Annotated in this window: 21 protein-coding genes; 12 read left to right on the top strand and 9 right to left on the bottom strand. The window is 70.2% G+C overall.

Going from position 1 to position 25,198, the window contains the following annotated elements:
* Positions 1–18 precede the first annotated feature (18 nt).
* The 7 genes from AC1DWC_RS17610 to AC1DWC_RS17580 all read right to left on the bottom strand — a co-directional run bounded on the left by AC1DWC_RS17610 (position 19) and on the right by AC1DWC_RS17580 (position 7,270).
* Positions 19–1,665: a class I adenylate-forming enzyme family protein gene (locus tag AC1DWC_RS17610; protein WP_477910071.1), complete on the bottom strand. Its 1,647-nt coding sequence runs from the start codon at positions 1,663–1,665 to the stop codon at positions 19–21.
* 4 nt (positions 1,666–1,669) lie between these two features.
* Entirely contained in the window at positions 1,670–2,383 is a 714-nt protein-coding gene (locus AC1DWC_RS17605) for an ABC transporter ATP-binding protein (RefSeq protein WP_477910069.1), read from the bottom strand.
* Entirely contained in the window at positions 2,380–3,183 is an 804-nt protein-coding gene (locus AC1DWC_RS17600; RefSeq protein WP_477910067.1) for an ABC transporter ATP-binding protein, read from the bottom strand. Before AC1DWC_RS17600 ends, AC1DWC_RS17605 begins: the two co-directional genes overlap by 4 nt.
* Positions 3,180–4,247, bottom strand: coding sequence for a branched-chain amino acid ABC transporter permease (locus tag AC1DWC_RS17595; protein WP_477910065.1), 1,068 nt, complete (start codon positions 4,245–4,247; stop codon positions 3,180–3,182). The genes AC1DWC_RS17600 and AC1DWC_RS17595 overlap by 4 nt, the downstream gene beginning before the upstream one ends.
* Entirely contained in the window at positions 4,247–5,122 is an 876-nt protein-coding gene (locus AC1DWC_RS17590; protein WP_477910063.1) for a branched-chain amino acid ABC transporter permease, read from the bottom strand. Before AC1DWC_RS17590 ends, AC1DWC_RS17595 begins: the two co-directional genes overlap by 1 nt.
* A 15-nt stretch (positions 5,123–5,137) precedes the next feature.
* On the bottom strand, positions 5,138–6,322 hold the full coding sequence (locus AC1DWC_RS17585; protein WP_477910061.1) for an ABC transporter substrate-binding protein: 1,185 nt from the start codon (positions 6,320–6,322) through the stop codon (positions 5,138–5,140).
* A gap of 204 nt (positions 6,323–6,526) precedes the next feature.
* Complete coding sequence (locus AC1DWC_RS17580; RefSeq protein WP_477910059.1) at positions 6,527–7,270, bottom strand: TetR/AcrR family transcriptional regulator; 744 nt, start codon at positions 7,268–7,270, stop codon at positions 6,527–6,529.
* A gap of 446 nt (positions 7,271–7,716) precedes the next feature.
* On the opposite strand from AC1DWC_RS17580, the gene urtA reads away from it, so the two are divergent.
* Genes urtA through AC1DWC_RS17550 form a run of 6 tightly spaced genes read left to right on the top strand, consistent with a single transcriptional unit; the run spans position 7,717 to position 13,228 of the window.
* On the top strand, positions 7,717–8,970 hold the full coding sequence (gene urtA, locus AC1DWC_RS17575; RefSeq protein ID WP_477910057.1) for an urea ABC transporter substrate-binding protein: 1,254 nt from the start codon (positions 7,717–7,719) through the stop codon (positions 8,968–8,970).
* Between the two features lie 39 nt (positions 8,971–9,009).
* Positions 9,010–9,894 carry an urea ABC transporter permease subunit UrtB gene (gene urtB, locus AC1DWC_RS17570; protein WP_072842528.1) on the top strand — a complete coding sequence of 295 codons (885 nt, stop codon included), beginning with the start codon at positions 9,010–9,012 and terminating at the stop codon, positions 9,892–9,894.
* A complete protein-coding gene (gene urtC / locus AC1DWC_RS17565) occupies positions 9,891–10,991 on the top strand; it encodes an urea ABC transporter permease subunit UrtC (RefSeq protein ID WP_477910054.1) in 1,101 nt (366 codons plus the stop codon). The genes urtB and urtC overlap by 4 nt, the downstream gene beginning before the upstream one ends.
* The gene (gene urtD / locus AC1DWC_RS17560; RefSeq protein ID WP_477910052.1) at positions 10,988–11,830 is read left to right on the top strand and encodes an urea ABC transporter ATP-binding protein UrtD; all 843 of its coding nucleotides are present in this window, start codon (positions 10,988–10,990) and stop codon (positions 11,828–11,830) included. Before urtC ends, urtD begins: the two co-directional genes overlap by 4 nt.
* A complete protein-coding gene (urtE, locus tag AC1DWC_RS17555; RefSeq protein WP_477910050.1) occupies positions 11,814–12,527 on the top strand; it encodes an urea ABC transporter ATP-binding subunit UrtE in 714 nt (237 codons plus the stop codon). The genes urtD and urtE overlap by 17 nt, the downstream gene beginning before the upstream one ends.
* Complete coding sequence (locus AC1DWC_RS17550; RefSeq protein ID WP_477910048.1) at positions 12,527–13,228, top strand: GntR family transcriptional regulator; 702 nt, start codon at positions 12,527–12,529, stop codon at positions 13,226–13,228. The genes urtE and AC1DWC_RS17550 overlap by 1 nt, the downstream gene beginning before the upstream one ends.
* A 7-nt stretch (positions 13,229–13,235) precedes the next feature.
* Here the strand turns inward: AC1DWC_RS17550 and AC1DWC_RS17545 are convergent, their stop codons facing one another.
* Positions 13,236–13,802 (bottom strand): sugar O-acetyltransferase, encoded by a 567-nt coding sequence (locus AC1DWC_RS17545; protein ID WP_477910046.1) that lies wholly within the window; start codon positions 13,800–13,802, stop codon positions 13,236–13,238.
* A 253-nt stretch (positions 13,803–14,055) separates the two neighbouring features.
* Here AC1DWC_RS17545 and AC1DWC_RS17540 point away from each other — a divergent pair, with 253 nt between their 5' ends.
* Together AC1DWC_RS17540 and AC1DWC_RS17535 are read left to right on the top strand one after the other, a co-directional pair.
* A complete protein-coding gene (locus AC1DWC_RS17540) occupies positions 14,056–14,622 on the top strand; it encodes a hypothetical protein (RefSeq protein ID WP_477910044.1) in 567 nt (188 codons plus the stop codon).
* Positions 14,623–14,817: 195 nt separating this feature from the next.
* Positions 14,818–16,257, top strand: a complete 1,440-nt coding sequence (locus AC1DWC_RS17535) for an HNH endonuclease signature motif containing protein (protein ID WP_477910042.1) — start codon at positions 14,818–14,820, stop codon at positions 16,255–16,257.
* 203 nt (positions 16,258–16,460) lie between these two features.
* Here AC1DWC_RS17535 and AC1DWC_RS17530 read toward each other — a convergent pair whose 3' ends face one another.
* Positions 16,461–18,083 (bottom strand): long-chain fatty acid--CoA ligase, encoded by a 1,623-nt coding sequence (locus tag AC1DWC_RS17530; RefSeq protein WP_477910040.1) that lies wholly within the window; start codon positions 18,081–18,083, stop codon positions 16,461–16,463.
* 221 nt (positions 18,084–18,304) lie between these two features.
* On the opposite strand from AC1DWC_RS17530, the gene AC1DWC_RS17525 reads away from it, so the two are divergent.
* The 4 genes from AC1DWC_RS17525 (at position 18,305) to atzF (ending at position 25,167) form a co-directional block, all read left to right on the top strand.
* Positions 18,305–19,105 (top strand): SDR family NAD(P)-dependent oxidoreductase, encoded by an 801-nt coding sequence (locus AC1DWC_RS17525; protein ID WP_477910038.1) that lies wholly within the window; start codon positions 18,305–18,307, stop codon positions 19,103–19,105.
* 65 nt (positions 19,106–19,170) lie between these two features.
* The gene (locus tag AC1DWC_RS17520; RefSeq protein WP_477910036.1) at positions 19,171–19,701 is read left to right on the top strand and encodes a carboxymuconolactone decarboxylase family protein; all 531 of its coding nucleotides are present in this window, start codon (positions 19,171–19,173) and stop codon (positions 19,699–19,701) included.
* 70 nt (positions 19,702–19,771) lie between these two features.
* A complete protein-coding gene (uca, locus tag AC1DWC_RS17515) occupies positions 19,772–23,431 on the top strand; it encodes an urea carboxylase (RefSeq protein ID WP_477910034.1) in 3,660 nt (1,219 codons plus the stop codon).
* A complete protein-coding gene (gene atzF / locus AC1DWC_RS17510; protein ID WP_477910032.1) occupies positions 23,428–25,167 on the top strand; it encodes an allophanate hydrolase in 1,740 nt (579 codons plus the stop codon). Before uca ends, atzF begins: the two co-directional genes overlap by 4 nt.
* The last annotated feature ends 31 nt before the right edge of the window (positions 25,168–25,198 follow it).

Raw genomic sequence — 25,198 nt, 5'->3', positions numbered from 1 at the left:
ACCCCCGACCGCGTCGGGCTACGCGGTCGCCATGACCCGGGCGGCGGCCAGCGACTTCACCTCGCCCTTGGCGACCTTGCCGCCGGGCGCCATCGGCAGCTGGCCCACGGTGACGACGTGCTCTGGGATGTACTCGCGGGTGACGCCGTTCGCGGTCAGCCAGCCGGTCAGCTCCGCGGTCGGCAGGTCCGAGCCGTCCTCGGTGACCACGACCGCGCAGACCTTCTCCCCGAACAGCTCGTCCTCGACGCCGACGACGGAGACCAGCACCACGGCCGGGTGCGCGCGCACGAACTCCTCCACCTCGACGGCGGAGATGTTCTTGCCACCCCGAATGATGATGTCCGCCTTGCGTCCGACCACCCGTACCCGGTTGTCCCGGTCGATCTCGACGATGTCGCCGAGCAGCATCCAGCCGTCGGCGGTGTAGAGCTCGCGGTTGGCGTCGTCGTCGTCCCAGTAGCCGTGGCACATCAGCGGGCCGTTGACGCCGGGCTGGCCGCGGCGCTGGTCTCCGTGGACCTCGGCGCCGGCATCGTCGAACACCCGCACCTGCATGTTGTCGATGACATGCCCGCAGGTACGCAGCCGGGTCTCGGGGTCGTCGTCGACCGTGGTGACGCTCACCGCCCCGGTCTCGTTGGATCCGTAGAACTGCAGCACCGCGGCCCCGGTGCGCTCCTCGAACGCGAGCGCCTCGGAGTACGGCACCGCCTCGCCGCCGGTGAACATCGCCCGCAGCGCACCGAGATCCGCGGTGCGCCCGTGCTCGGAGCGCAGCAGCATCTTGAACTGGGTGCTGACGCAGTTGAGCACCGTCACGCGCTCACTGACCAGCAGGTCGATCATCGTGTCGACGTGGAAGCGTTCCATCACCACGTTGGGGGCGCCGAGCAGCGCGGGCAGGAAGTGCGAGGTCCACAGCCCGAAGCCGAAGGGCGCCGGCACGGCCCCGAAGAACACGTCGCTGCGGCCGATCCGTCCGGCCGCGGCCGCCACCCGGGCGAAGGCGATCCAGCGTTCCTCGGTCTGGGTGACCAACTTCGGCAGTCCGGTGGTGCCGGAGGTGGAGTTGAGCATCGAGACGTCGGAGATGCAGAACTGCGGACTGGTGGCCGCGAACCGGCGCTCGGTCACGTGCACCGTGCGCCGCGCACCGGGCCCGTCGGCCACCTGCACGTCCACGCCGCCGCGCTCGTCGAGGAACACGACGTTGTCGGGAATGCCTGCCCGAGCGGACAACTCGTCGACCAGTCCGGCGTTGTCCTGACCCCGCAGGGTGCTGGTGGTGATCAGCGTCCGGCAACCCGCCCGGCCCATCAGGTGAGCGAGTTCCTTGATGCCCGAACGCGATCCGATCCCGACCGCGATGCGCCCGGCCCGGTAGGCGCCGCACAGCGCCGCGTGGAAGACCACGGTGTCCGGCAGGTACAGCGCCACCGGCGCGTGCTCGTCCGGAAGCACCGCCAACGCCGACGCGACACGGTCCGCCGCGGCGTCGTACTCGGCCCACGTCACGCGCGCGCCGGGGCTGACGAATGCCACCGCGTCGGGGGTGGTCAACGCCCAGTGCCGCACCATCTCACTGATGCTCACACCCAGGAATTTCTCCGGGGCGGACGCGAACTCACCGACCTCGATACCGGTGGTCGTCTGCTGGTCCATCAGGTCAGTTCCCCCTCACGGCGTCGACGACGCCCATCGACTGTTTGTATGCGGTGTCCAGTTCGGCGGCGTCGTCGCAGGCGACGATGACCTCTCCCCGCTGCATCACGTAGCCGCGCTGGACGATCGGCCGCAGCGCGGCGAGCGACGGCTCCGCGATCAGGACGGTCACGCCCTCCGCCGCGAGGTCCGCGACCAGGGTCCGCAGTTGCCCCACGATCTTCGGTGCGAGGCCGGTCGTCATCTCGTCGAGCAGCAGCACCTTCGGCGTCGCCAACAGCGCCCGGCCGAGCACGAGCATCTGCTGCTCGCCGCCGCTGAGCACGCCCGCGTAGGACTGCGCGCGCTCACGCAGCACCGGGAACCGGTCGAGGGCGGAGTCGACGGAGTCCTTGCCCAGTCCGAGCAGGTCCGCGCCCACCCTCAGGTTCTCGAGCACCGACATCTTCATGAACAGCTGCCGGCCCTGCGGCACGTAGGCGAAGCCCTCCCGCACCCGACGGGCCGCGGGCAGGTTGTCCACCCGCCGACCGTCGACGGTGACCGAGCCGGTGGCGCGGGTGGAGCCGTAGACCGCCCCGAACAGGCTCGTCTTGCCCGCCCCGTTGGGGCCGACCACCGCGGTGACGGTGCCGGACGGCGCCGTGAACGTGGCGCCGTGCACCGCCACCGCCGAGCCGTAGCGCACGCAGATGTCGCGCACCTCCAGCGTTGTCATGTGTTTTCCTCTCCCGCACCGAAGTACACCTCACGCATGGCGTCGCTCGCCAGGCATTCCGCGGGACTGCCGTGGAATGCGACCGCACCGAAGTTGAGCAGGACCACGGTGGTGGCGAGCTCGGCGATGAGGTCGACGTTGTGGTCGACCAGGACCACCCCGCGTCCCTGCTGCTGGATCTGACGGACCGCCCCGGCGATTGCCGCGATGCCGTTGTGGTCGGCACCGGCGAACGGCTCGTCGAGCAGCAGCACCTGCGGGTCGGTCGCCATCGCCCGCGCCACCTCCACCAGCCGCTGCCCACCCAGGCTCAGGTCGCCGCAGTTGCTGGTGGTGTCGGTGATCGAGTACTCGGCCGCGACGGCGCGCGCCCGCCGGTCGGCGACGGACGGGTCCTCGAACGGACCCTTGAGCGCCCACCACAGCGAGTGCAGCGGCGAGCGCATCCGGTGCCCGTAGATGCCGGGCACGATGTTCTCCACCGCGCTCAGCTCCAGCGCCAACTGCGGGTGCTGGAAGGTGCGCGAGAGTTCCTGGCGGGCGCGCCGGGCGCTGCCGCCGGTCAGCGCGCGCCCGGACAGTCGCACGGTGCCCGCGTCGGCCTGCTGGGTGCCGAAGATGCAGTCGACCAGGGTGGTCTTGCCGGCGCCGTTGGGCCCGACCAGGCCGATCACCTCGCCCGGCGCGACGGTGAAGGAGACGTCGTCGACCGCACGAAGTCCGCCGTAGGACTTGGTCAGTCCCCGAATCTCGAGCAGCGCGGTCTCCTCGAGCAGCGACGTCCCGATGCTCTCGCTCACAGCTGTTCCCTTCCGTTGTTCGACCGCGGTACCAGCCGCGTCAGCGCCGACTGGACCCAGCCGATGACCCCGCCCGGGGCCGCGATCAGGATCACCAGCACCGCGAGGGCCAGCAGCAGTTCGCCGCTGCCCTGGTAGCCGGGCATGTTCAAGGTCACGACCACCACGATCACCGCGCCCAGCGGGGCGCCCCAGGCCGAGTTCCGCCCGCCGATGATCGGCATGAAGATGGCCAGGAAGACGATGCTCAGGGTGAAGGTCTCGGGCGTGACGGCCTGCACGGACACCGTGAACAGCGAGCCGCCGGTGGACGCGATGGCGGCGCCGACCGCGAGCGCGACGACCGTCAGGTGCGCGGGGTTGACGCCCGAGGACCGGGCCAGGTTCTTGTTGTCCCGCGAGGCGCGCAACGTCAACCCCCACACCGACTTGCGCAGCCGGTCGACCACCACCGCGACCAGGCAGACGAACACGATGGCCAGGACGACGAGGGCGTACCGCGGCGGCTGCCAGCCGAAGATCGTGACGGCCTCGACGCCGGAGATGCCGGCGGAGCCACCGGTGAAGGCGGGCCCGTCGATCAGCCAGTGCTCGAAGGCCATGCCGAACAGGAGGGTCACCGCGGCGAGGTAGAAGCCGGAAAGTTTCTGGGTGGCCAGGCTGAGCACCACCGCCACCACCGCCGCAACCAGCGCGCCGAGGATCCAGCCCCACCACATCGACAGCCCGGTGCGCACCGAGATCAGCGCCACCCCGTAGGCGCCGATGGCGGCGTACGCGCTGTAGGCCATCGACAACGACCCCGCCATCACGAACGGGATGTACATGCCAAGGGCGATCAGGGAATACGTGGCGGCCAGGAACACCAGGTCCTGCCGGTAGAGGCTCGGGCCCATCCACGCCAGGACGACGGCCACCACGGTGAGGGTGATCGCGGCCTCGACCGCGATACCGGTCAGGGCCCTCCGCCCGCGACGCGGCGCGGCGACGGCGCCGGCGTCACCGGGAGTACCGGTCCGGCCGGACCCGCGTCCGGTGCCGGACCAACGTGTTGTGACGGTCATCAGACGCGCACCTTCCTCGAGAACACGCCCTCCGGCCGGAAGGCGAAAAAGACCAGCGCGAGAACGAGAATCGCCGTCTGCGCCGCGCTCGCACCGAAGTAGAACGGGGCGAACACCTGGACGAACCCGAGCAGCATGCCGCCGATCAGCGGTGCCCAGCTCCGGCCGGTGCCGCCGATCACCAGCGCCAGGAAGGCGGTCAGGGTCCAGGAGAGCCCACTGGTGAACTGCACGCCGGCCTTGGGCGCGAACAGCAGTCCCGCGACGGCGGCGATGACGCCCGCCGCCGTGAACGCCACCAGACGGATCCGGGCCACCGGCAGCCCGAGCACCCGCGCCGCGTCCGGGTTGTCGCCGACCGCGCGCAGCAGGCGACCGGTCTGTGAGGTCTGCAGCCAGATCCCCACCACCGCGAACACCAGCAGTGTGCCCCCGATCAGGGTGACGGAGGCGGTGTCGACGGTGGCGCCGGCGACGGTGAACGGCTCGGCGTCGAAGAGCTTCTGGCCGGGCAGCGGGGTGCGCCCGAAGATCGTGCCGGAGAGCTGCTGCACCGCAAACAGCACTGCGGTCACCGCGACCAGTGCCGGGAGTTCTCCTCGGCCGGAGCGCTTCTGGACCTGCCGGACCACCAGCAGGTCCGTCGCCACCGACAGCACGACGCCCACGGCCACACCGAGCACGAGCGCAAGCCACAGCGGCACACCGTAATTGACCACGACGGCGCTGCAGGCCATGGCCGCGGCCATGGCATACGGCCCCATGGCGAAGTTGAAGAAGTCCGCTCCCACCACGACCAGGTACATGCCCAGGGCGATCAGGGAGAAGAAGGCGCCGATCTCGACGGCGGCGAGCCAGAGTTGTGCGTCAGTCATCCGGGGACTCCTTCGTCAGCTGCACGGCGGTTGGTAGGAATCCCAGGGGCCACTGGGCTGGTTGTCCGGACCGAAGTCGACCAGGACCAGGCCGCACAGGCTGTCCGGTGCCAGGTGGTCGCCGGGGCCGAACGACAGGGTCAGCCGGTCCTGGCCGAAGGACGCGGGCAGGCCCGAGACCTGCTGCAGGCCGTCGCGCACCTTGACGCGGTCGGTGTGGTCGCCGGCGATCTCGATGGCTCGGGCCAGAATCATCACCGCGTCGTACGCCTGGGCGTCGTAGGCGGTGAGCACGTAGTCGGGGCCCTTGACCGCGCGCAGCTTCTCGGTGAGCGCGGCCGTGCGCGGGTTGCCCGAACTGAGGCTGCCCATGTAGACCATGCCGTCGAGCGCGCCGGGGTCGGCGAGCGCCCACGACTTGGGCTGGTTGCCGATCGAGGCGAGCGAGAAGCGCTGGGTGTCCGGGGCGATCTTCGCGAGGGTGTTGTGCGCGAGGATCTCGAAGTGGCCGCCGATGCTGGCCACCAGGATGGCGTCGGGGGCGGTCCCGACCACCCGGGAGGCCTGCGCGGTCAGGTCGGCGGCGTCGACCGGGGCCTTCTCGACCGTGGTCACGGTCGCGCACTTCTCCAGCGCCGGCCGCAGCGTCTTGATGATGCCGTCGATGGAGGCACTGGCGTCGCCGAGGATCCCGAGCGTCCGGTAGCCGAGCTTCTCGAACGCCCCGCAGTACACCTCGGCGTACTGCTTGAGGGAGTTCGGGATCATGAACGAGTAGTCGTTGCCGGGCGCCGAGGCGAAGGCGTCGCTGAGTACCACCGGCGCGATGGCGGGGATCTGCGACTGCGTGAGCACCGACTTCGCCTGCAGCACCGAACCGCTGCCGGTGGCGAGCAGCACCGCGCTCGCGCCCTGGTCGACGAGTTTGCGGATGATCGACGGCGTCTTGGTCGGACTGCTCTCGTCGTTCTCCACGACGAGTTCGACGCGCTTGCCGTCGATTCCGCCCTGCTCGTTGAGCAGGTCGACCGCGATCCGGACGGTCTGCCCCGCGATGGTGCTGTACGACGCGCCCGGCCCCGTCGAGTCCTCGTCGAGCCCGATCACGATCGTCTCCGGCGACATCGCGGTCACCGACGCGCAGCCCGTCAACCCCAGGGCCGCGGCCACCAGTAGCGGCGCGGCCTTTCCGATTCTCACAGTCGACTCCTGTCGTCGCCACGAACCTTCACCCGATTGGCGAATCAATCAAGCGCTTGATTGGACGCTTGGCCAGGGCGAGTATGCCGTGGGTCACACGAGGAAGTCAAAGGCGGGGAACCCGGCTGCCACGCGCCGACCGATCGGGACCCCGACGGCCGGGGCAGAGTCCGGGCCGCCGGGCCGGGGAGGGTGGACCCCGGGTCAGCCCTCGCGGCCGCGCTGGAGCGCGCGCACGGCGTCCTCGAGCTCACGCAGGTCGCGCCTCAGCTCCGCGAGGTCGTCCGCACCGGCAACGGCCCGGTCTGCACTCCCGACGTCCGCCACCACGGGCGCGACGGGACGGCGCGGCCCGGCCGCCGGCCGGGCGGCGCCCGGGCTGGCAAACCCGTCCAGGAACACGGTGATGAGCTCGTGACGCAACTGCTCGGCCGACTCCCGCAGGGTCGGACGGGACAGCCTCACCGTCGACCACACCGACTCGCGGATCATCCGATGGAAGTGCTCGGGGTCGATGTCGTCGCGCAACTCCCCCTCGGCCACACCGAGACCGATCGCCGACCGCCAGAAGTCGTGGGCGCGGGCGACCGACGTGGCGATCCGGCTCTCGGCGGGCTGCGCGGACAGCCAGCCCTCGTTCTGGTAGATCTCGGTGGCGAACGGGTGGTCCGCCGCGGCCGCGAACGACTGCGCGACCATCTGCGAGAGCCGCTCCCGCGCGGACAGCGCGGGGTCGGTCGTCGTCTCGTAACGCTCGTTGAGGTCGTCGAGGAAGGTCACCACGATCTCGAGGGCGATCGCGTCCTTGGAACCGAAGTAGTGGTAGAGGCTCCCGGACAGGATGCCGACCGCATCGGCGATGTCGCGGACGGTGGTGCCGGCGACCCCCCGCTCGCAGAACAGCTGCGCGGCGTGAAGGAGAATCTCGTCGCGGCGGGCAGTGCTCATCGGGTCCCCCTCGTGGCGCCGCCACGGTCGGACGTCTCGCCAAGCGACACCGTTCCGTCCGACGCCGCCGATCGAACGCTTGCTTGATCGTTTGGGAGCGTACACGAGCCACCGCCACCGGAGGCCGCAAATCCCGTGGATCCGTGGCGCACACCCGATCCCGGCCGCGAGGTGGCGACTCGGTTCGACATTCATGACGCGGACAACGCCGCCCCGCCGCGGCCGCCCGGTGAAGTCTTGTTCACACGGATGCAATCACGGTCACCAACTCGTCACCGACAGACATTCAGCCGCAACAACTTCCGCCTACTGTCCTCGAATACAGCCCGGTACACACGCCACGTATACAACCGCTGCCGTCACCGGGCTCGCCTGCGCTCTTCCGCGAATCACCGCTGCCACGACCATCCCTCCACGAATCAGTCCCTCGACCGAAAGGCCTGTACATGCGCACCTTCTCGAAGCGGACCCTCGCCGCCCCCGCCGCGCTCGCTGCCGTCGGCCTGGTGCTGACCGGCTGCGGCAGCAAGGCCTCCGACACGGCGTCCGCCGCCACCGCCCCGTCCTGTGTCGACACCTCCGGCGACACCGTCAAGATCGGCTCGCTCAACTCTCTCTCGGGCACCATGGCCATCAGCGAGGTCACCGTGCGGGACTCGATCGCGCTCGCGGTCGAACAGATCAACAACGCGGGCGGGGTGCTGGGCAAGAAGATCCAGGTGGTCTCCGAGGATGGCGCCTCCGAACCGACGGTGTTCGCGGAGAAGGCCGAGAAGCTGATCAGCAGCGACTGTGTCGCAGCCGTTTTCGGCGGCTGGACCTCCTCCAGCCGCAAGGCGATGCTGCCGGTCTTCGAGGACCGGAACTCCCTGCTGTACTACCCCGTCCAGTACGAGGGCCTCGAGGACTCGAAGAACATCTTCTACACCGGGGCCACCACCAACCAGCAGATCGTGCCGGCGCTGGACTACCTGAAGCAGAAGGGCGTCAAGTCCCTCTACCTGGTGGGCAGCGACTACGTGTTCCCGCAGACCGCGAACCGGATCATCAAGGCGTACGCGGAGGCCAACGACATCGAGATCAAGGGCGAGGACTACACCCCGCTCGGGTCCACCGACTTCTCCACCATCGTCAACAAGGTCCGCGCCGCGGACGCCGACGCCGTGTTCAACACCCTCAACGGCGATTCGAACGTCGCCTTCTTCCGCGAATACACCAACGTCGGACTCAAGCCCACCGACATGCCGGTGGTCTCGGTCTCGATCGCCGAGGAGGAGGTCGGCGGCATCGGTGCGCAGAACATCGCGGGCCAGCTCACCGCGTGGAACTACTACGAGACCGTGGACTCGCCCGCGAACAAGTCCTTCGTCGACGCCTACCAGGCAAAGTACGGCGCGGCCAAGCCCACCTCCGACCCGATGGAGGCGGCCTACACCTCCGTCTACCTCTGGAAGAACACGGCGGAGAAGGCGAAGTCCTTCGCCACCAAGGACATTCAGGACCACGCCGACGGAGTCACCTTCGACGCCCCCGAGGGCCTGGTCACCATCGACGGCTCAAACCACCACGTCACCAAGACCGCCCGGATCGGTGAGGTGCGGCCCGACGGGCTGATCTACACGGTGTGGGACTCCGGCTCCCCGGTCCAGCCCGACCCGTACCTGACCTCCTACCCCTGGGCCTCCGGCCTCGGCGGCTGACCCGACGACCACACCCCCACCACCTTCAGGAGGACGTCAATGGATGTCGTTGTCGGACAGCTGTTCACCGGTCTGAGCATCGGCTCGATCCTGCTGCTGGCCGCACTCGGGCTGTCGCTGACCTTCGGTCAGATGGGCGTGATCAACATGGCCCACGGCGAGTTCATCATGGCCGGCTCGTACACCGCCTACGTGGTCCAGCAGGTGATCTCCAGCTCCACCGGGTCGCTGCTCATCTCCCTGGTGGTGGGCTTCCTGGTCGGCGGCGCACTCGGCGTCGCACTGGAGATGACGCTGGTGCGCCGCATGTACCACCGGCCGCTCGACACCCTGCTGGTCACCTTCGGCGTGGGCCTGGTGCTCCAGCAGTTGGCCCGCGACATCTTCGGCGCCCCCGCGGTCAACGTCGTCGCGCCGGGCTGGCTGTCGGGCGGCGTCGAGATCCTCGGCGCGGTGGTGCCGAGGACTCGAATCTTCATTCTCGTCCTGGCGATCGCCGCGGTGGCGGCCCTGTCGGTGGCGCTCAAACGCTCACCCATGGGTCGCCGTATCCGTGCGGTGGTGCAGAACCGCGACCTGGCCGAGACCAGCGGGATCTCCAGCCGCCGAACCGATGTCACCACGTTCTTCATCGGTTCGGGCCTGGCGGGTGTCGCCGGCGTCGCGCTCACCCTGATCGGGTCGACCAGCCCGACCCTCGGGCAGTCCTACCTGATCGACGCCTTCCTGGTGGTGGTGGTCGGCGGGCTGGGACAGCTCAAGGGCGCCGTGATCGCGGCCTTCGCCCTGGGCCTGCTGAACTCCTTCGTCGAGTACTCGACCACCGCGTCGATCGCCAAGGTCATCGTCTTCGTGGTCATCGTCGTGTTCCTCCAGGTCCGTCCGCAAGGACTGTTCGCAGTCAAGACGAGGAGCCTCGCATGAGCATCCTGACCCGCGGCCCACGCCGCACCTGGGCGGGCTTCGCGCTGGCCGCCACCGCGCTGTTCGGCCTCGCACCCGCCGTCCTCAGCGACTTCCGGCTCAGCCTGCTGGCCAAGTTCCTGTGCTTTGCCATCGTCGCGGTCGGCATCGGCCTGGCCTGGGGACGTGGCGGCATGCTGACCCTCGGCCAGGGCGTGTTCTTCGGCGTCGGCGCGTATGCGATGGCCATGCACCTGAAGATCGCCGACGCCGAACTCAAGGGTTCCGAGGTCCCGGACTTCATGCAGATCGCGGGGATCCGGACGCTGCCGGGCTACTGGGCGCCGTTCGCGTCCCCGGTGGTGACGATCCTGGCGATCCTGCTGCTGCCCGCCCTGGTGGCCTTCGTGCTCGGTCTCGGTGTCTTCAAGCGCCGGGTCAAGGGGGCGTACTTCGCGATCCTCAGCCAGGCCCTGGCCGCGGCCTTCGCCATCCTGCTCATCGGCCAGCAGAGCACCGGCGGCAGCAACGGACTCAACAGGTTCCGGACGTTCTTCGGCTTCAGCCTGGCCGACCCCGCGAACAAGCGGATGCTGTTCTTCATCGCGGCCGGCGTGCTGCTCGCGGTGGTCGCCGTGACCCGCCAGCTGATGAACAGCCGCTACGGGGAACTGCTCGTGGCGGTCCGCGACCAGGAGGAGCGGGTCCGGTTCCTGGGTTACGACCCGGCGAACGTCAAGCTCGTCGCGTACGTGACCGCGGCCTTCTTCGCCGGCATCGCGGGCGCGCTGTTCGTGCCGATCGTGGGCATCATCTCCCCCGCCGACGTCGGCATCGTCCCGTCGATCGCCTTCCTGATCGGCGTCGCGATCGGCGGCCGGGCCACCCTGCTGGGCCCGGTGCTCGGCGCGATCGGGGTGGCCTGGGCGCAGAGCGCGTTCTCCGAGACGTTCCCGTCCGGCTGGGTCTACGCCCAGGGCCTGCTGTTCATCGTGGTGGTCGGCTTCTTCCCGGCCGGGGTGGCGGGACTGTTCGCGCTGCGCCGCAGACGCAGGTCCGCCGACACACCGACGGCGGCGCCGCCCGCCGTGGAGACGGAAATGGAGTTCGCTCGATGACCGACACGACGACCACCGCAACGACGGGTCCGGCGCCCGCATTCGGCGGCAACGCGGGCATGTCCAGCCAGTACCTCGAGGTGCGCGACCTGCAGGTGAGCTTCGACGGGTTCACGGCGGTCGACGGGGTGGACCTGACGCTGCTGCAGGGCGACCTGCGCTTCCTGATCGGCCCCAACGGGGCCGGGAAGACCACCCTGGTCGACGCCATCACCGGCCTGGTGCCGGCCGGCGGATCGGTCACCAAGTCCGGAATCGAACTGGTGGGAAAGAAGGTTCACCAGATCGCGCGGCTCGGCGTGGGTCGGACCTTCCAGACCGCCAGCGTCTTCGAGGAGCTCACGGTCCTGCAGAACCTCGACATCGCCGCCGGCGCCGGCCGCGGGGCCCTGACCATGCTGCGACGCCGCCGGACGGTCGAACCGCGGATCGACGAGGCCCTCGAGACCACCGGTCTCGCGGCGCTGCGCGACGCCCCGGCCGGAATCCTGGCGCACGGGCAGAAGCAGTGGCTCGAGATCGGCATGCTGCTGGTGCAGAACTGCGACGTGCTGCTGCTCGACGAGCCGGTCGCCGGGATGAGCCACGAGGAGCGTGAGGAGACCGGAAACCTGTTGCGGCGCATCGGCGGTGAACGCACCGTGGTGGTGGTCGAACACGACATGGACTTCATGCGGGCCTTCGCCACCTCGGTCACCGTGCTGCACGGCGGCCGGGTGCTGAGCGAGGGCACCGTCGAACAGGTGCAGGCCGACCCCCGCGTCCAGGAGGTCTACCTGGGCACCGCCGCGGCGGCCGACGCCACGACCGAGGAGGCAGACGATGCTCGAACTCGCTGACGTACGAACCGGATACGGGCGAACCGAGGTGATCAACGGGGTGTCGCTGGAGGTGCCGTCCGACGGCGTCGCCGCGGTCCTCGGACACAACGGCGCCGGCAAGACCACGCTGCTGCGCGCCGCGGTCGGGCTGCTACCGGTTCGCTCGGGCACCGTGCGGTTCGACGGCGAGGACGTCACCGCGCTGCGGCCCAGCGCCCGGGTGGCGCGGGGACTGGCCTACGTCCCGCAGGGCCAGCAGTCGTTCGGCCAGCTGACCACCGCGGAGAACCTGCAGCTGGTGGCCGACGGCAGGCGGCGGGGCCGGGCCCTGGTGGCCGAGGCCCTGGACCTCTTCCCCGCCCTGACCGGCCTGCTCGACCGGCGCGCCGGGCTGCTCTCCGGCGGCCAGCGTCAGCAGCTCGCGATCGCGCGGGCCCTGATCACCGAGCCGAAGATGTTGATCCTCGACGAGCCGACCGAAGGCATCCAACCGAACGTGGTGGCCGAGATCGAGCGCACCGTCATCGAACTCACCCGTCGCGGCGACCTCGGCGTGCTGCTGGTGGAGCAGCACATCGGGTTCGCCCTGCACGCCGCGCGGCGCTACCACGTGCTCGCCTCCGGCCGCATCGCCTCGTCCGGTCCCGGCGGCGCGGCCGCGGGCACCGACGTGCGCAGCGCGGTGTCGGAGGTCCGATCCGCGATGGCGATCTGATGAGCACCCGGCGGCCCGAGTCCGGGTCCCTCAGCGATCATGTCTACCTGTCCCTGCGCTCGGACCTGATGTGCGGCCTGATCACCCCCGGTGAGCGACTCGGCGAGGAACGCCTGGCCGGCCAGTACGGCGTGTCCCGGACGCCGGTCCGCGAGGCGCTGGCCCGGTTGCTCGCCGACGGGCTGATCCAGCGCGACGAGGGCGGACTGTTCCCGTACCGGCCGCGGCTCGACGAGCTCGCCGGTCTCTACGAACTGCGGACGGTCCTGGAACTGCAGGGCATCTCACGGGTCAGCGGCGACGCCGACCGGCGGCACGACCCGGACGTCCTGGGTCCCGAACTGGACCGGTGGTACGCGCTGCGCGACCGGATGCCGGAGCCGGACGCCGGGTTCGTCGGCCTCGACGAGCAGTTCCACACCGCGCTGCTGGTGTCGGCGGGCAACCGGGCGCTCGCCGACGCGCTGGTCGCCGTCAACGCCAAGGTCCGCCCGGTCCGGATGTTCGACTACCTGACGCCGGACCGGATGGCGGCGACCGTCGACGAGCACGTGCACCTGGCCGAACTCGTGCTCGACGGCCGCCTCGACGACGCCCACGACGCCCTGCGCCGGCACATCGACGAGTCCCGCCAGGTGGTGGTGGCACGGGCCGGGGAGGCACTGTCGATGGCGCGGATGGCGTCGGCGATGCGCCCGTGAGCGGTCGTCACGATTCGCCGAAGGTTCTCCGGATCACCCGGGCCGGACTCCCCACGGCGACGGCATGGTCGGGAATGTCGTCCAGGACAACACTGCCCGCGCCGACAACGGTGTTGTCCCCGATGCGGACTCCTGGACCAACCGTGACCGCGGCTCCGAGCCAGACGTTCTCCCCGAGCGTGATCGGGGCGGCCCGCTCCCATCCGTCCCGGCGCCTCTGGTGGTCCTCGATCGGGTGCAGCGCGGTCATCAACTGCGCTCCCGGGCCGATCCGCGAGTCGCTTCCGATCGTAATCGGCGCGTCGTCCATGAAGAACGCGTTGACGTTCACGAAGACCCCGTCGCCCAGTCGGATGTTGCGGCCGTAGCTGCACTGGAAGCGCGGCATCACCACCGCTCGCTCGCCGACCTTCGCCAACATCTCGCGCAGGATCTGCGCCCTCAACTCGTCGTCGTCGGCCCCAGCACCGTTGAATCTGTCCAGCATGCGCCAACACTGGCGCCGGAGGTCGGCGAGCTCCGGATCATCGAGATACCAGTCTCCGCAGTCGAGTCGCTCCCACTGTTCCCCCATACCGATTGATCGTGCCAGGCAGGTGTGTCCGGCGATGCAGCGGCACTCTCTGCGCTAGGCAGGTCGGGTGGCCCGGAAGCGAGGAACATCCGACGTATCCAGCTTGAGTGCCAAACGAGATCTTTACGATCTGAACTCGTGAGCGGCACGATGCCAGAGGCGGTGGCGCGACGTCGAAACCGCAGGCCAACGACCCGAGTCGCACCAGCTATTGGGCTTGACCCGGCGTACATGGGAGGGGCGTGCTCGGCGGATGGATGAGATGAGCGGCTGGGTCATGGCCGAGTACCAATCAATCTGCCTGATCGATGACCCGCAGGCCGATTCGGCGCACGTGGACGACACGTCCGCCGAGGATGTGGATGACTATCTCCCCCCGCCTGATCCGCCCCGAGGCTTCGATCTCGTCACCGCTGCTCCGGGAATCGTGACGGTTACTACTGGGGTCATGCGAGGCAGCGTGCACCTGACGATTCGAGTTCTCGACAGCGAACCGACCAAACTCGATTCGGGTGGCTGGGAGACAGCCGAAGAGATCACCTTCCGTGCGTTGAGTGCACACACACGGGCGGCGGCGGGTGACTACTACCCGTTCGCCGCTCTTGGGTCGGGAGTCTTCGACCGATCGGTGTCATCGGAAGGTGCTGGCTTCTATCGGGTTCGCGCGTACGAGGCGAACCGAGTACAGGCGTTGGGTGACCATCGAGATGACGGCGACCTTCTAACCGGGGAACGGTATCTGCTCGAAGTCTGGCCATCCCAAACGGAGGAAGAGAATCGCCGTCGACTCCTGGGGCCCCGGCCCACCCTGTTTCAGTAGCCCCGCGCATCTGCTGGCGCCCGCCTGCCTTCCTCGACCGGAACTCGACATTCGTCGACGGCAAGGGGCGGGCGCGCACAGGCGCCTGTGCGCGTTTCTGGTGCCAACAGGGACCAAAAGTAGTCACGGACAACAGGCCGTTCACCTGGCGAAACATCATTGCGGTCGAATGTGTGTGCGAGTACCGTGTGATGTATGGAACTCGACGCCATGCTCACCGACCCCGCCCGGGTCGAGGCATGGCGACTCGACGAAACCGAGTTGGCCACGACGGTCCCGGAACTGTCATCGAAGATCCTCGAGTTAGAGGCCCTGCGCGTTCGGCTGGTCCACGAAGCCGACCAGCGCTGCGTCCCCAACTACCTCGGAGCCGCCGACACCACCTCTTGGCTCTCCGATGCCACCCGGATGACAGCCGGGCACGCGAGCAAGATCGTTCGGTTGGGGCGGGAACTTCCCCTGCGCCCGCGGATGGCCGAGGCTTTGGACGCCGGGCGGATCGAACTCGGGCATGTGCAGGTGATCGTCGACTTCCTTGCGCGCCTCGACACCCTTACCTCCGACCGGGCGAACGTTGATGTGGTGGAGACGGACTGGGAGCACCCCGACCCCGAAACCGGCCGCCCCGACGACTGCCAGGCCTACCTCCTCATCGCCGCCCAACTCGAGAACGTCACCGTCCTACGCAGGCGCGCCCGCGCCTTGGAGTTGCTTCTGCAGCTCGACGGGACCGTCCCACCCGACGGAGAGAACCCCGAACTCAACGAGTTCCACGCCTCCGCCACCTTGGGAGGGCGGGTGCACGTGAAGGGGTCCTTCGACGCCGAGGTCGGCGAGGCCCTGAACACCGCCCTGTCGGGCCTGTCCAAGCCTCACCCCGGCCCCGACGACGACGGCAACCCGGTCCGCGACCCGCGTTCGGCCGCGAAGCGTCGCGCGGATGCGTTGGAGCAGATCATCCGCGGACACCTCGACAACGCCCGCGGACCGGTCGAGGGCGGCGAACGGCCCCACGTCACGGTCACCATCGACCTCGACGCACTCCAGGAAGCCGTCGCCGCCACCGCGAAGGCGCCCGCGACCGGGGTGTGGACGGCCAACGGCTGGGACTACCACTCCACCAACGCAACCGGACCCACCGGCAGAAACCCCAGCGATAGCTGCTCAGACGTCCGGCCGCCGCGGCACTACCGCCGAGTCCGGCACGCCAGCATGCCCTGGGCCGGACCCGTCTCCGCCGCCATTGCTGCCCGCCTGTCCTGCGACGCGCAGGTCACCGCGGTCTTCGTCGACAAGGAAGGCAACCCCCTCGACGTCGGCCACACCACCCGGGTCATCTCCCCACGACTGCGGAAAGCCTTGGTGGCGCGGGACTGCGGCTGCGCGTTCCCCGGCTGCGGACGCCCCGCGGCCTGGACCGACGCCCACCATATTTGGCACTGGTCCAAGGGTGGCCCGACAGCGTTGTCGAACCTCGTGCTGCTGTGCAAGAAGCACCACACGATCATCCACAAGAACCACTGGGCAGTGGCCATCGGCGACGACGGCCACCCGTGGTTCACGCCCCCGGCCTGGGTGGACCCGGCGCGAAGACCCCGGCCGGCCCACAACCGGCGCACCATCGACACGGCCTGACCCGCAGGCACAGACTCGTCACCGTCACCCGACGAAGACCTGCACCACCCACAACCGGACCGGTTGCGGACGAGACACTCGGCCGCAACCGGTCCGCGCTGTTTCGGCCCGCCGTGTGCGGGTTCCGACCCCGCCGACGGGACTCCGCACAAACAGAAGGGCGGTGGCGCCGACCGGCACCACCGCCCCTCCCCACCCGCGACCTACAGCCGCGTCACGGTCAGTGCGCCGTCCTGGTAGTCGGAGCGGATCCGCTTCTTGTCGAACTTGCCGACGCTGGTCTTCGGCACCTCCTGGACGACGGCCCAGTTCTCCGGCAGCTGCCACTTGGCGACCTTGTCCGCAAGGAACGCCTGCACATCGACGACGGTGGCGTCGCTGCCCTCACGGAACACGACCGCGACCAGCGGCCGCTCGTCCCACTTCTCGTCCGGCACACCAATCACCGCCGCCTCGGCCACCGAGGGGTGCCCCATCACCGCGTTCTCGAGATCGACGGACGAGATCCACTCGCCGCCGGACTTGATGATGTCCTTGGTGCGGTCGGACAGCGCCAGGTAGCCGTCCGGGGTGATTGTGCCGACGTCGCCGGTCCGCAGCCAACCGTCGTCGAACTTGTCGGCGGCGTCCACGCCGTAGTAGGACGCGGTGATCCACGGCCCGCGCACCTCGAGCTCGCCGATGCTCTTGCCGTCGTTCGGCACCACCTTGCCCTCGTCGTCGACCAGGCGCGCCTGCACCGAGGCCGGGAAACGGCCCTGGCTGTACCGGTACTTCCACATCGCCTCGCCCGTGGCGTCGACGGGCGGCCGCGCCACCGAGCCCAGCGGCGAGGTCTCGGTCATGCCCCACGCGTGCAGGACCGACACGTTGTGCTCGTCCTCGAAGGCATGCATCAGCGCCGGCGGCACCGCGGCACCGCCGATCAGCACCTCCCGCATCGAGGAGATGTCCTGCGGGTGCTGCTCGAGGTAGAGGTGCAGCCCCTGCCAGATGGTGGGCACCGCGGCCGCGAAGGTCGGACGCTCGGCGGCGATGAACTCGGCGAGCGGAGCCGGCTGCAGGAACCGGTCCGGCATGAGCAGGGAGGCGCCGATCATGAACGCGGCGTAGGGCAGTCCCCAGGACATCGCGTGGAACTGCGGCACCACGGCCAGCGCCCGGTCGCCCTGGCCGAGGTTCGGACCGTCGCTCATGCACACCTGCATCGAGTGCAGGTAGATCGAACGGTGCGAGTACACGACGCCCTTCGGGTCACCGGTGGTGCCGGAGGTGTAACACATCGCGGCGGCGCTGCGCTCGTCCACCTCGGGCCAGTCGAACTCCTCCGGCTGCCCCTCGATCAGGCCCTCGTAGGTGTGCACCTGCACGCCGGCCGGCGCCTCGAGTCCCGCGGTCGACGTGCCCGTGACGATCACGTGCTTGACGGTGGTCAGCTGGGGCAGCTGCGGGGCGAGCAACGGGATCAGCGTCGGGTCCACGATGATCACGTGGTCCTCCGCGTGGTTGGCCACGTGCACCAACTGCTCGGGGAAGAGCCGGATGTTGAGGGTGTGCAGCACCGCACCCATCGACGGCACCGTCAGGTACGCCTCGAGGTGCTCGGAGTTGTTCCACATGAACGTGGCCACCCGCTCGTCGCCCGTGACGCCGAGCCCGCGCAGCGCGTGGGCCAGGGCGGCGCACCGCCTGCCGACCTGCGCGTAGCTCACCCGGCGGGCGCCCGAATCGGTCCAGGTCACGACCTCGGCGTCGCCGTGCACCGTGCTGCCGTGGCGCAGCAGGTGGGCGATGGACAGGGGTGCGTCTTGCATCGTGCTCAGCATGGGCTGCTCCTGTGTGGCGTGTTACCTGACATGTCGTGTTCGTGGAGGGTATGCCACCGCAATGTGACGGGCGACACTGCGGTGGCATACCCCGCCCGTCGCCGCCCCTGCCAATTAGTTGACGGATTCTCCCCGGTCACCCCACCCCGGTGTTAGCGTTTCCCTACCAATCGGTAGCAAGACGTTGGGCCTATCGGTGGCAAGACGTGGGGACTGAGCAGATGGCACGCAACCTCGAGGCGGACCTGACCGGGCGACGGGTGCTGATCACCGGCGCGGCCCGCGGTATCGGTGCCGGCCTCGTCCGCCGACTCCACGAGCGCGGCGCCCGGGTGGCGCTGCTGGGGCTCGAACCCGAACTCCTCGAACAGGTCGCCACCGCGAACGGCCGGGCCCCGTGGCGGCACTGCGACGTGCGCGACCAGCGCCAGGTCGAGGACGCCGTCGAACACCTCACGGAGCGTCTCGGCGGGCTGGACGTGGTGGTCGCCAACGCCGGCGTCGGCGCCCCACTCAGCCTGGTCGACGGCGACCCCGAGATCATGCGACGCGCCGTCGAAGTCAACCTGATGGGCACCTACTTCACGCTCCGCGCGGCCGGCCCGCACATCGGTCACCCCGCCGGCTACGCGCTGGTGGTCGCGTCGACCCCCACGGCCAACCGGCTCCCGCTGCGCGGCGCGTACTCCGCGACCCGGGCCGGCGCCGAGGCCCTCGGCAATGCCTTCCGCCTGGAGATGCGCCCGCTCGGGACCCGGGTCGGCATCGCCCACCTCGGCGAGATCGACACCGACCGGACCGAGATCTCGTTCGACGGCGCGGTGGCCGGCGGCGGCTCGGGCACGGCGGGATCGCCCGTCTCGGTGGTGATCGACGCGTTCGAACGGGGTATCGCCGCCCGCAAGACCCGTATCTACGCGCCGCGCCGCGTCCCCGGGGCCATCTCCGTGCGTATGCTCGCGCACCAGGCAACCCATCTCGTCCCCGCCCGGGCGCGATCGGCACACGAAGGGGCACTGTGACAGTTGGCAACGCGACACCGAACTCCGAATCGCCAGGTTCCGCGGCGCCCGGGACGCCGGCGACCGTGACGCCGCGAGTGGCGCCGGGACGGTTCCGGGAGCTGGGCCCGGTCAACTGGGTGATCTGGCGGGTGCTGACCCTTGCCTCCGGCGCCGAGGACGCGAAGATCTTCAGCACGCTGGGCCGTACCAAGGGCCTGTTCCGCGGCTGGCTGCACTACTCCGGCCGGCTGATGCCCGGCGGCCGGATCTCGCGGCACGAGACCGAACTGGTGATCCTGCGGGTGGCACACCTGCGCGGGTGCCAGTACGAGATGGACCACCACATCCGGCTCGGACGCCGGGCCGGCGTCACCCCCGAGATCCTCGAGCGGGTGCTCACCGGTCCCGAGGCGGCGGGCTGGGATCCGCGGCACCGCGCGCTGATGACGGCGGTGGACGAACTGGTCGCCACCAAGAATCTCGGCGACCCGGCCTGGGCCGCGCTGACCGCGCACTTCGACGACCGCCGGATGATCGAATTCTGTCTGCTGGTCACGCAGTACGACGGACTGGCCACCACCATCGACACCCTGCGGATCGACCGCGACTTCTGAGAGGTCTTACTAACTCACGCTTTACGGCGTGCAATCTGGGCGAAACACCCTCTGCCTAGCGTATACATGCATGTCCACAAGGGTGAATGCATCGCCGGCCGAGTATTCCTTCGACACTCTCCTGGTCGCCAATCGAGGCGAAATAGCCTGCCGCGTCATGAGATCCGCACACATCCTCGGACTCAAGACCGTCGCGGTGTACTCCGACGCCGACGCCGCGGCCGCACACGTGGAGATGGCGGACGTCGCGGTGCGCCTGGGCCCCGCACCGGCCGCCGAGTCCTACCTGCGGTCCGACGCCGTCATCGAGGCGGCGCTGGCCACCGGCGCGGGCGCCATCCACCCCGGATACGGCTTCCTGTCCGAGAACGACGCCTTCGCCGAGGCCGCCGAACAGGCCGGGATCGCCTTCGTCGGACCCACCCCGCACCAATTGCGGGTGTTCGGCAACAAGCACACCGCGCGCGAGGCGGCCCGCGCGGTCGGGGTACCGCTGGTACCCGGCAGCGGACTGCTCGCGTCGGTGTCCGACGCCCTCGCGACAGCAACGGACATCGGCTACCCCGTGATGCTCAAGGCCGTCGGCGGCGGGGGCGGCATCGGGATGCAGGCCTGCCACAGCGCTGACGAGCTCCGCGGCGCGTACGAGCGCGTCCAGCGCCTGGCGCAGGCCCACTTCTCCTCCAGCGGAGTGTTTCTCGAACGGTTCGTCGCGGATGCTCGGCACGTCGAGGTGCAGGTGTTCGGGGACGGGCTTGGCCGCACCGTCAGCCTCGGCACCCGGGACTGCTCGCTGCAGCGACGCAACCAGAAGGTCGTGGAGGAGGCCCCGGCGCCGGGGCTGCCCGAGCACGTGGTCGAGCAACTGCTCAGCTCGTCGCGGCGGCTGGCGTCGTCGGTCGACTACCGCTCGGCCGGCACCGTCGAGTTCGTCTACGACGTCGCCCGCGGCGAGGCGTCCTTCCTGGAGATGAACACCCGACTGCAGGTCGAGCACCCCGTCACCGAGGAGGTCACCGGCGTCGACCTGGTGGCCTGGATGCTGCGGCTCGCGCGGGGCGATCGCGCCATGCTCGACGGGCTCCCGGACTCCGGCCCCGCCATCACCGGCTGTGCGGTGGAGGCCCGCGTGTACGCGGAGGACCCCGGCCACGACTACCGGCCCAGCGCGGGCCGGCTGACCAGCGTCGAGTTCCCCGCCCACACCCGCGTCGAGACCTGGGTGGACACCGGCACCGAGGTGAGCTCGCACTACGACCCCCTGCTCGCCAAGGTGATCACGGCCTCGCCGACGCGTTCGGGAGCCTTCGCCGCCCTCGGTGCGGCCCTGGCCGAGACGCGCATCTTCGGCGTCCAGACGAACCTGCCGCAGCTGCGCCGGATCTGCACGCACACAACGGTTCTCGACGCCACCCACACCACCGCATCGCTGACCGGGCTGCGCCCGACCGGGCTGCGCGCGGACGTGCTGCGGGCCGGGACCATGACGACCGTGCAGGACCATCCCGGCCGGATCGGGCTGTGGGAGGTGGGCATCCCGCCGTCCGGCCCGATGGACGACCTCTCGTTCCAACTGGCCAACACCGCGGTCGGGAACCCGGCGGGTGCACCCGGCCTCGAGTGCACCCTGCTCGGCCCCGCGCTCCGATTCTCCGACGACACGCTCGTGTGCGTCACCGGCGCGCAGGCCCCGGTGACCGTCGACGGCGTGAGCGTGCCGATGTGGGTTCCGGTGAACGTGCCCGCGGGCACCGTCCTCGACGTCGGGACCCCCACCGACACCGGCCTGCGGACCTACGTCGCCATCCGCGGCGGCATCAACGCGCCGCTCTTCCACGGCAGCACGTCCACCTTCACCCTCGGCGGCTTCGGCGGCGTCACGGGCAAGGCGGTCGCCACCGGCGACGTCCTCGGCCTGTTCGAGGACACCGCAGAACTCACTGCGCCACAACCTGTTCCGCCGGACAGCCGGCCCACCCTCACCCACACCTGGCACCTCGCGGTGACCGAGGGACCGCAGCCGGCGCCGTCGTACTTCACCGAGTCCGACATGACGCAGTTCTACGAGACCACCTGGCGGGTGCAGACGCACGCCAACCGCACCGGGATCCGCCTCGACGGACCCAAGCCCACCTGGTCCCGAGCGGACGGCGGCGAGGCCGGCCTGCACCCGTCGAACCTGCACGACAACCCGTACAGCGTCGGCGCCCTCAACGTCTCCGGGGACACCCCGATCCTGCTCGGCCCCGACGGCCCCAGCCTCGGCGGTTTCGCCTGCCCGCTCACCGTGACGCGGGCGCACCGCTGGAAGCTCGGCCAGATCCGCCCCGGCGACGAGGTCCGCTTCGTCCCGGTCACCGACGCCGGCGCGGCGGCGCTGCGGGGGTCGGATTCCGTACGGGCGCTCGACCTTCCGCCGGCCGAACTGCGGGCGACCGGCAGCGACGGCGGCATGCTCGGCAGCTCGCCGCGGCTCCCGGACCGGCCGGAGGTGGCGTACCTTCGCGGCGGGGACGACAACATCCTGGTCGAGTACGGCTCGATGGAACTCGACCTCGGTCTGCGCATGCGCGTCCACGTGCTCGCGACAGAGCTGACGCGGCAACGGATCCCGGGCCTGATCGACGTCACACCGGGCGTGCGGTCGCTGCACCTGCACTTCGACCCGGACGTGCTGCCGGGGTACCGCCTGCTCGGACTGCTGCAGGACATCGAGGACTCGTTGCCGCTGACCGGCGACCTCGTGGTCCCGAGCCGGACGGTCCGGTTGCCGCTCTCCTTCGACGACCCGTCCATCGCCGAGGCCATCGACCGGTACCGGAACGGCGTCCGCGACGAGGCGCCCTGGCTGCCGTCGAACACCGAGTTCATCCGACGGGTCAACGGTCTGTCGAGCGTCGACGAGGTGCGTGACGCCGTCTTCGACGCGCAGTACCTGGTCCTCGGCCTCGGCGACGTGTACCTCGGTGCGCCGCTGGCGGTTCCGCTCGATCCACGGCACCGGCTGGTGACCACGAAGTACAACCCGGCACGCACCTGGACCCCGTCCGACGCGGTCGGGATCGGCGGCAAGTACCTCTGCGTCTACGGCATGGAGTCGCCGGGCGGGTACCAGCTGATCGGGCGGACCGTGCCGATCTGGTCGGGCTACCGGCAGCACCCTCCGTTCGAGCAGGACAAGCCCTGGATGTTCCGGTTCTTCGACCGCATCGTCTGGGAGCCCGTCAGCCCGGAGCAGCTCACCGAGTACCGCGCGCAGGCGGCGTCCGGACGCTTCGACGCCGAGGTCTCCGACGGCACCTTCGCGTTCGCGGACCACCTGAGCTTCCTGGACGCGAACGCGGAGTCCATCGCGGCATTCGAGGCCCGGCAGTCCGCGGCATTCGAGGCAGAGAAGGCCGCCTGGCGCGCGGCGGGCGAGTTCGACCGGGTGGAACTCGCGCCGGCCCCGGAGCCGGCCGCGACCGAGATCGCCGACCTGCCGCCGGGCGCGGTGGTGCTCGAGGCACCCATGGTCGGCAGCGTCTGGCGGGTGGAGGTCGAGCCGGGGATGCAGGTCGAGTCGGGACGGTGCGCGCTGGTTCTCGAGGCGATGAAGCTGGAGCTGCCGGTCCCCTGTCCCGCGTCCGGAACGATCCTGAAAGTCCTTGTCGCGCCGGGCGACAAGGTGGAGCCGGGCACCCCACTCGCGGTGATCGGACAGGCCGAGATCGAAGGGGTGCAGGCATGAGCATCGACATCGCAGGCAGCACCGGGGAAGCCCAGGGCGCCGCGGGCGTCTCCCCCGCCGACCGCGTCGACGCGGCGTACCGCCGGATCGAGGAGGTGGACCGGCCCGAGGTGTGGATCACGCTGCGGCCCGAGGCGGAGGTCCGCGCCGAGGCCGACGCGGTGGCGGCCCGCCGGGCCGCGGGCGAGCCGCTGCCACTGGCCGGCCTGCTGCTGGCGGTCAAGGACAACGTCGACGTGGCGGGGCTGCCCACCACCGCGGCCTGCCCCGAGTTCGCCCACCTGCCCGACGCCACCGCGAGCGCGGTCGCCCGCCTGGTGGCCCGCGGCGCCGTGGTGCTCGGCAAGACCAACCTCGACCAGTTCGCGACCGGCCTGGTCGGCACCCGCAGTCCGTACGGCGCGGTGCGGTCCGCCGCCGACCCGGAGCGGGTGTCTGGCGGCTCGAGTTCGGGATCCGCGGTGGCCGTGGCGCTGGGCATCGCCGACATCGGAATCGGCACCGACACAGCCGGTTCCGGCCGGGTGCCGGCGGCCCTGAACCGGATCGTCGGGGTCAAGGCGACGATGGGGGTGGTCTCGACCCACGGCGTCGTGCCGGCCTGCGTCGACTACGACTGCCTCACCGCGTTCGCGGCCGATCTCGACCTCGCCGTCACGGCGGCCCGCATCATGGCGGCCCCGGACCCGCTCGATCCGCGAAGCAGGCGCTGGCCCGCGGACGTACGGATGGCGGCCCCCAGCGCGCCGCGGGTCGCGGTGCCTCGGCCGGAGGACCTGGCGGCACTCTGCCCCGACTACCGCGACGCCTTCGAGCGCACCCTGACCGCCCTGGCCGGCAGTGGCACCGCCGTCGAGCACGTCGACGTCTCGCCGCTCCTCGGCGCCGCCCGGTTGCTCTACGACGGTGCGATGGTGGCCGAGCGGTACGCCGCGGTCGGGGCCTTCCTCGCCACCGGCCCGGCCGGCGCCGACCCCACCGTGACCGCCATCGTCGCCGCCGCCGCAGACACGACCGGGCACGAGTTCGCCGAAGACCTCGACGCACTCGCCCGCGCCCGGGCCGCGGCACGCGAACTGCTGGCGGGATTCGACGCGCTGCTGCTACCCACAACCACGGAGCACCCGACAATCGCTGCGGTGCAACAGGACCCGATCGGCATCAACCGGCGGATGGGGACGTACACCAACTTCTGCAACCTGCTGGACATGGCCGCGGTCGCCCTGCCGGGCGCCGACACCGCAACCGGCGGCCCGTTCGGCGTCATGTTCGTCGTCCCTGCCTTCGACGACCAGGTGGCGGTCGACCTGGCCGCCCGGCTCGCGGGTGTGGACGCGCCCACCCTGGTCGACGAGGGCGTCGAGCTCGCCGTGTTCGGTGCCCACCTGCGCGGGCAGCCGCTGCACTTCCAGCTCGAGGACCTCGGCGCCCGGTTCGCGGGCACCGTCACCACCACCGACGCGTACCGGCTCGCCGCGCTGGACACCACGCCGGCCAAGCCTGGCCTGGTGCGCCGCGGACCCGGGCTGGGCGCGCCGATCCTCGGCGAGCTGTTCCGGGTGTCGACCGCGGGGCTCGGCACCTTCCTCGCGGCGCTGCCCGCGCCGATGGCGCTCACCCGAGTCGAGCTGGCCGACGGCCGGGCCGTCGTCGGGTTCAGCTGCACCCACGACTCGGTGGCCGGCGCCACCGACATCACCGAGTTCGGCGGCTGGCGGGCGTACCTGGCCCGCTAGGCAGCTCCGCTGCTCGTGCGCGGGCGCCCAC

It is taken from the genome of Rhodococcus sp. P4_C10, from assembly GCF_056402135.1.
The sequence above is the reverse complement of the archived record's forward strand: the minus strand, read 5'-3'. Positions and strand labels throughout refer to the sequence as shown.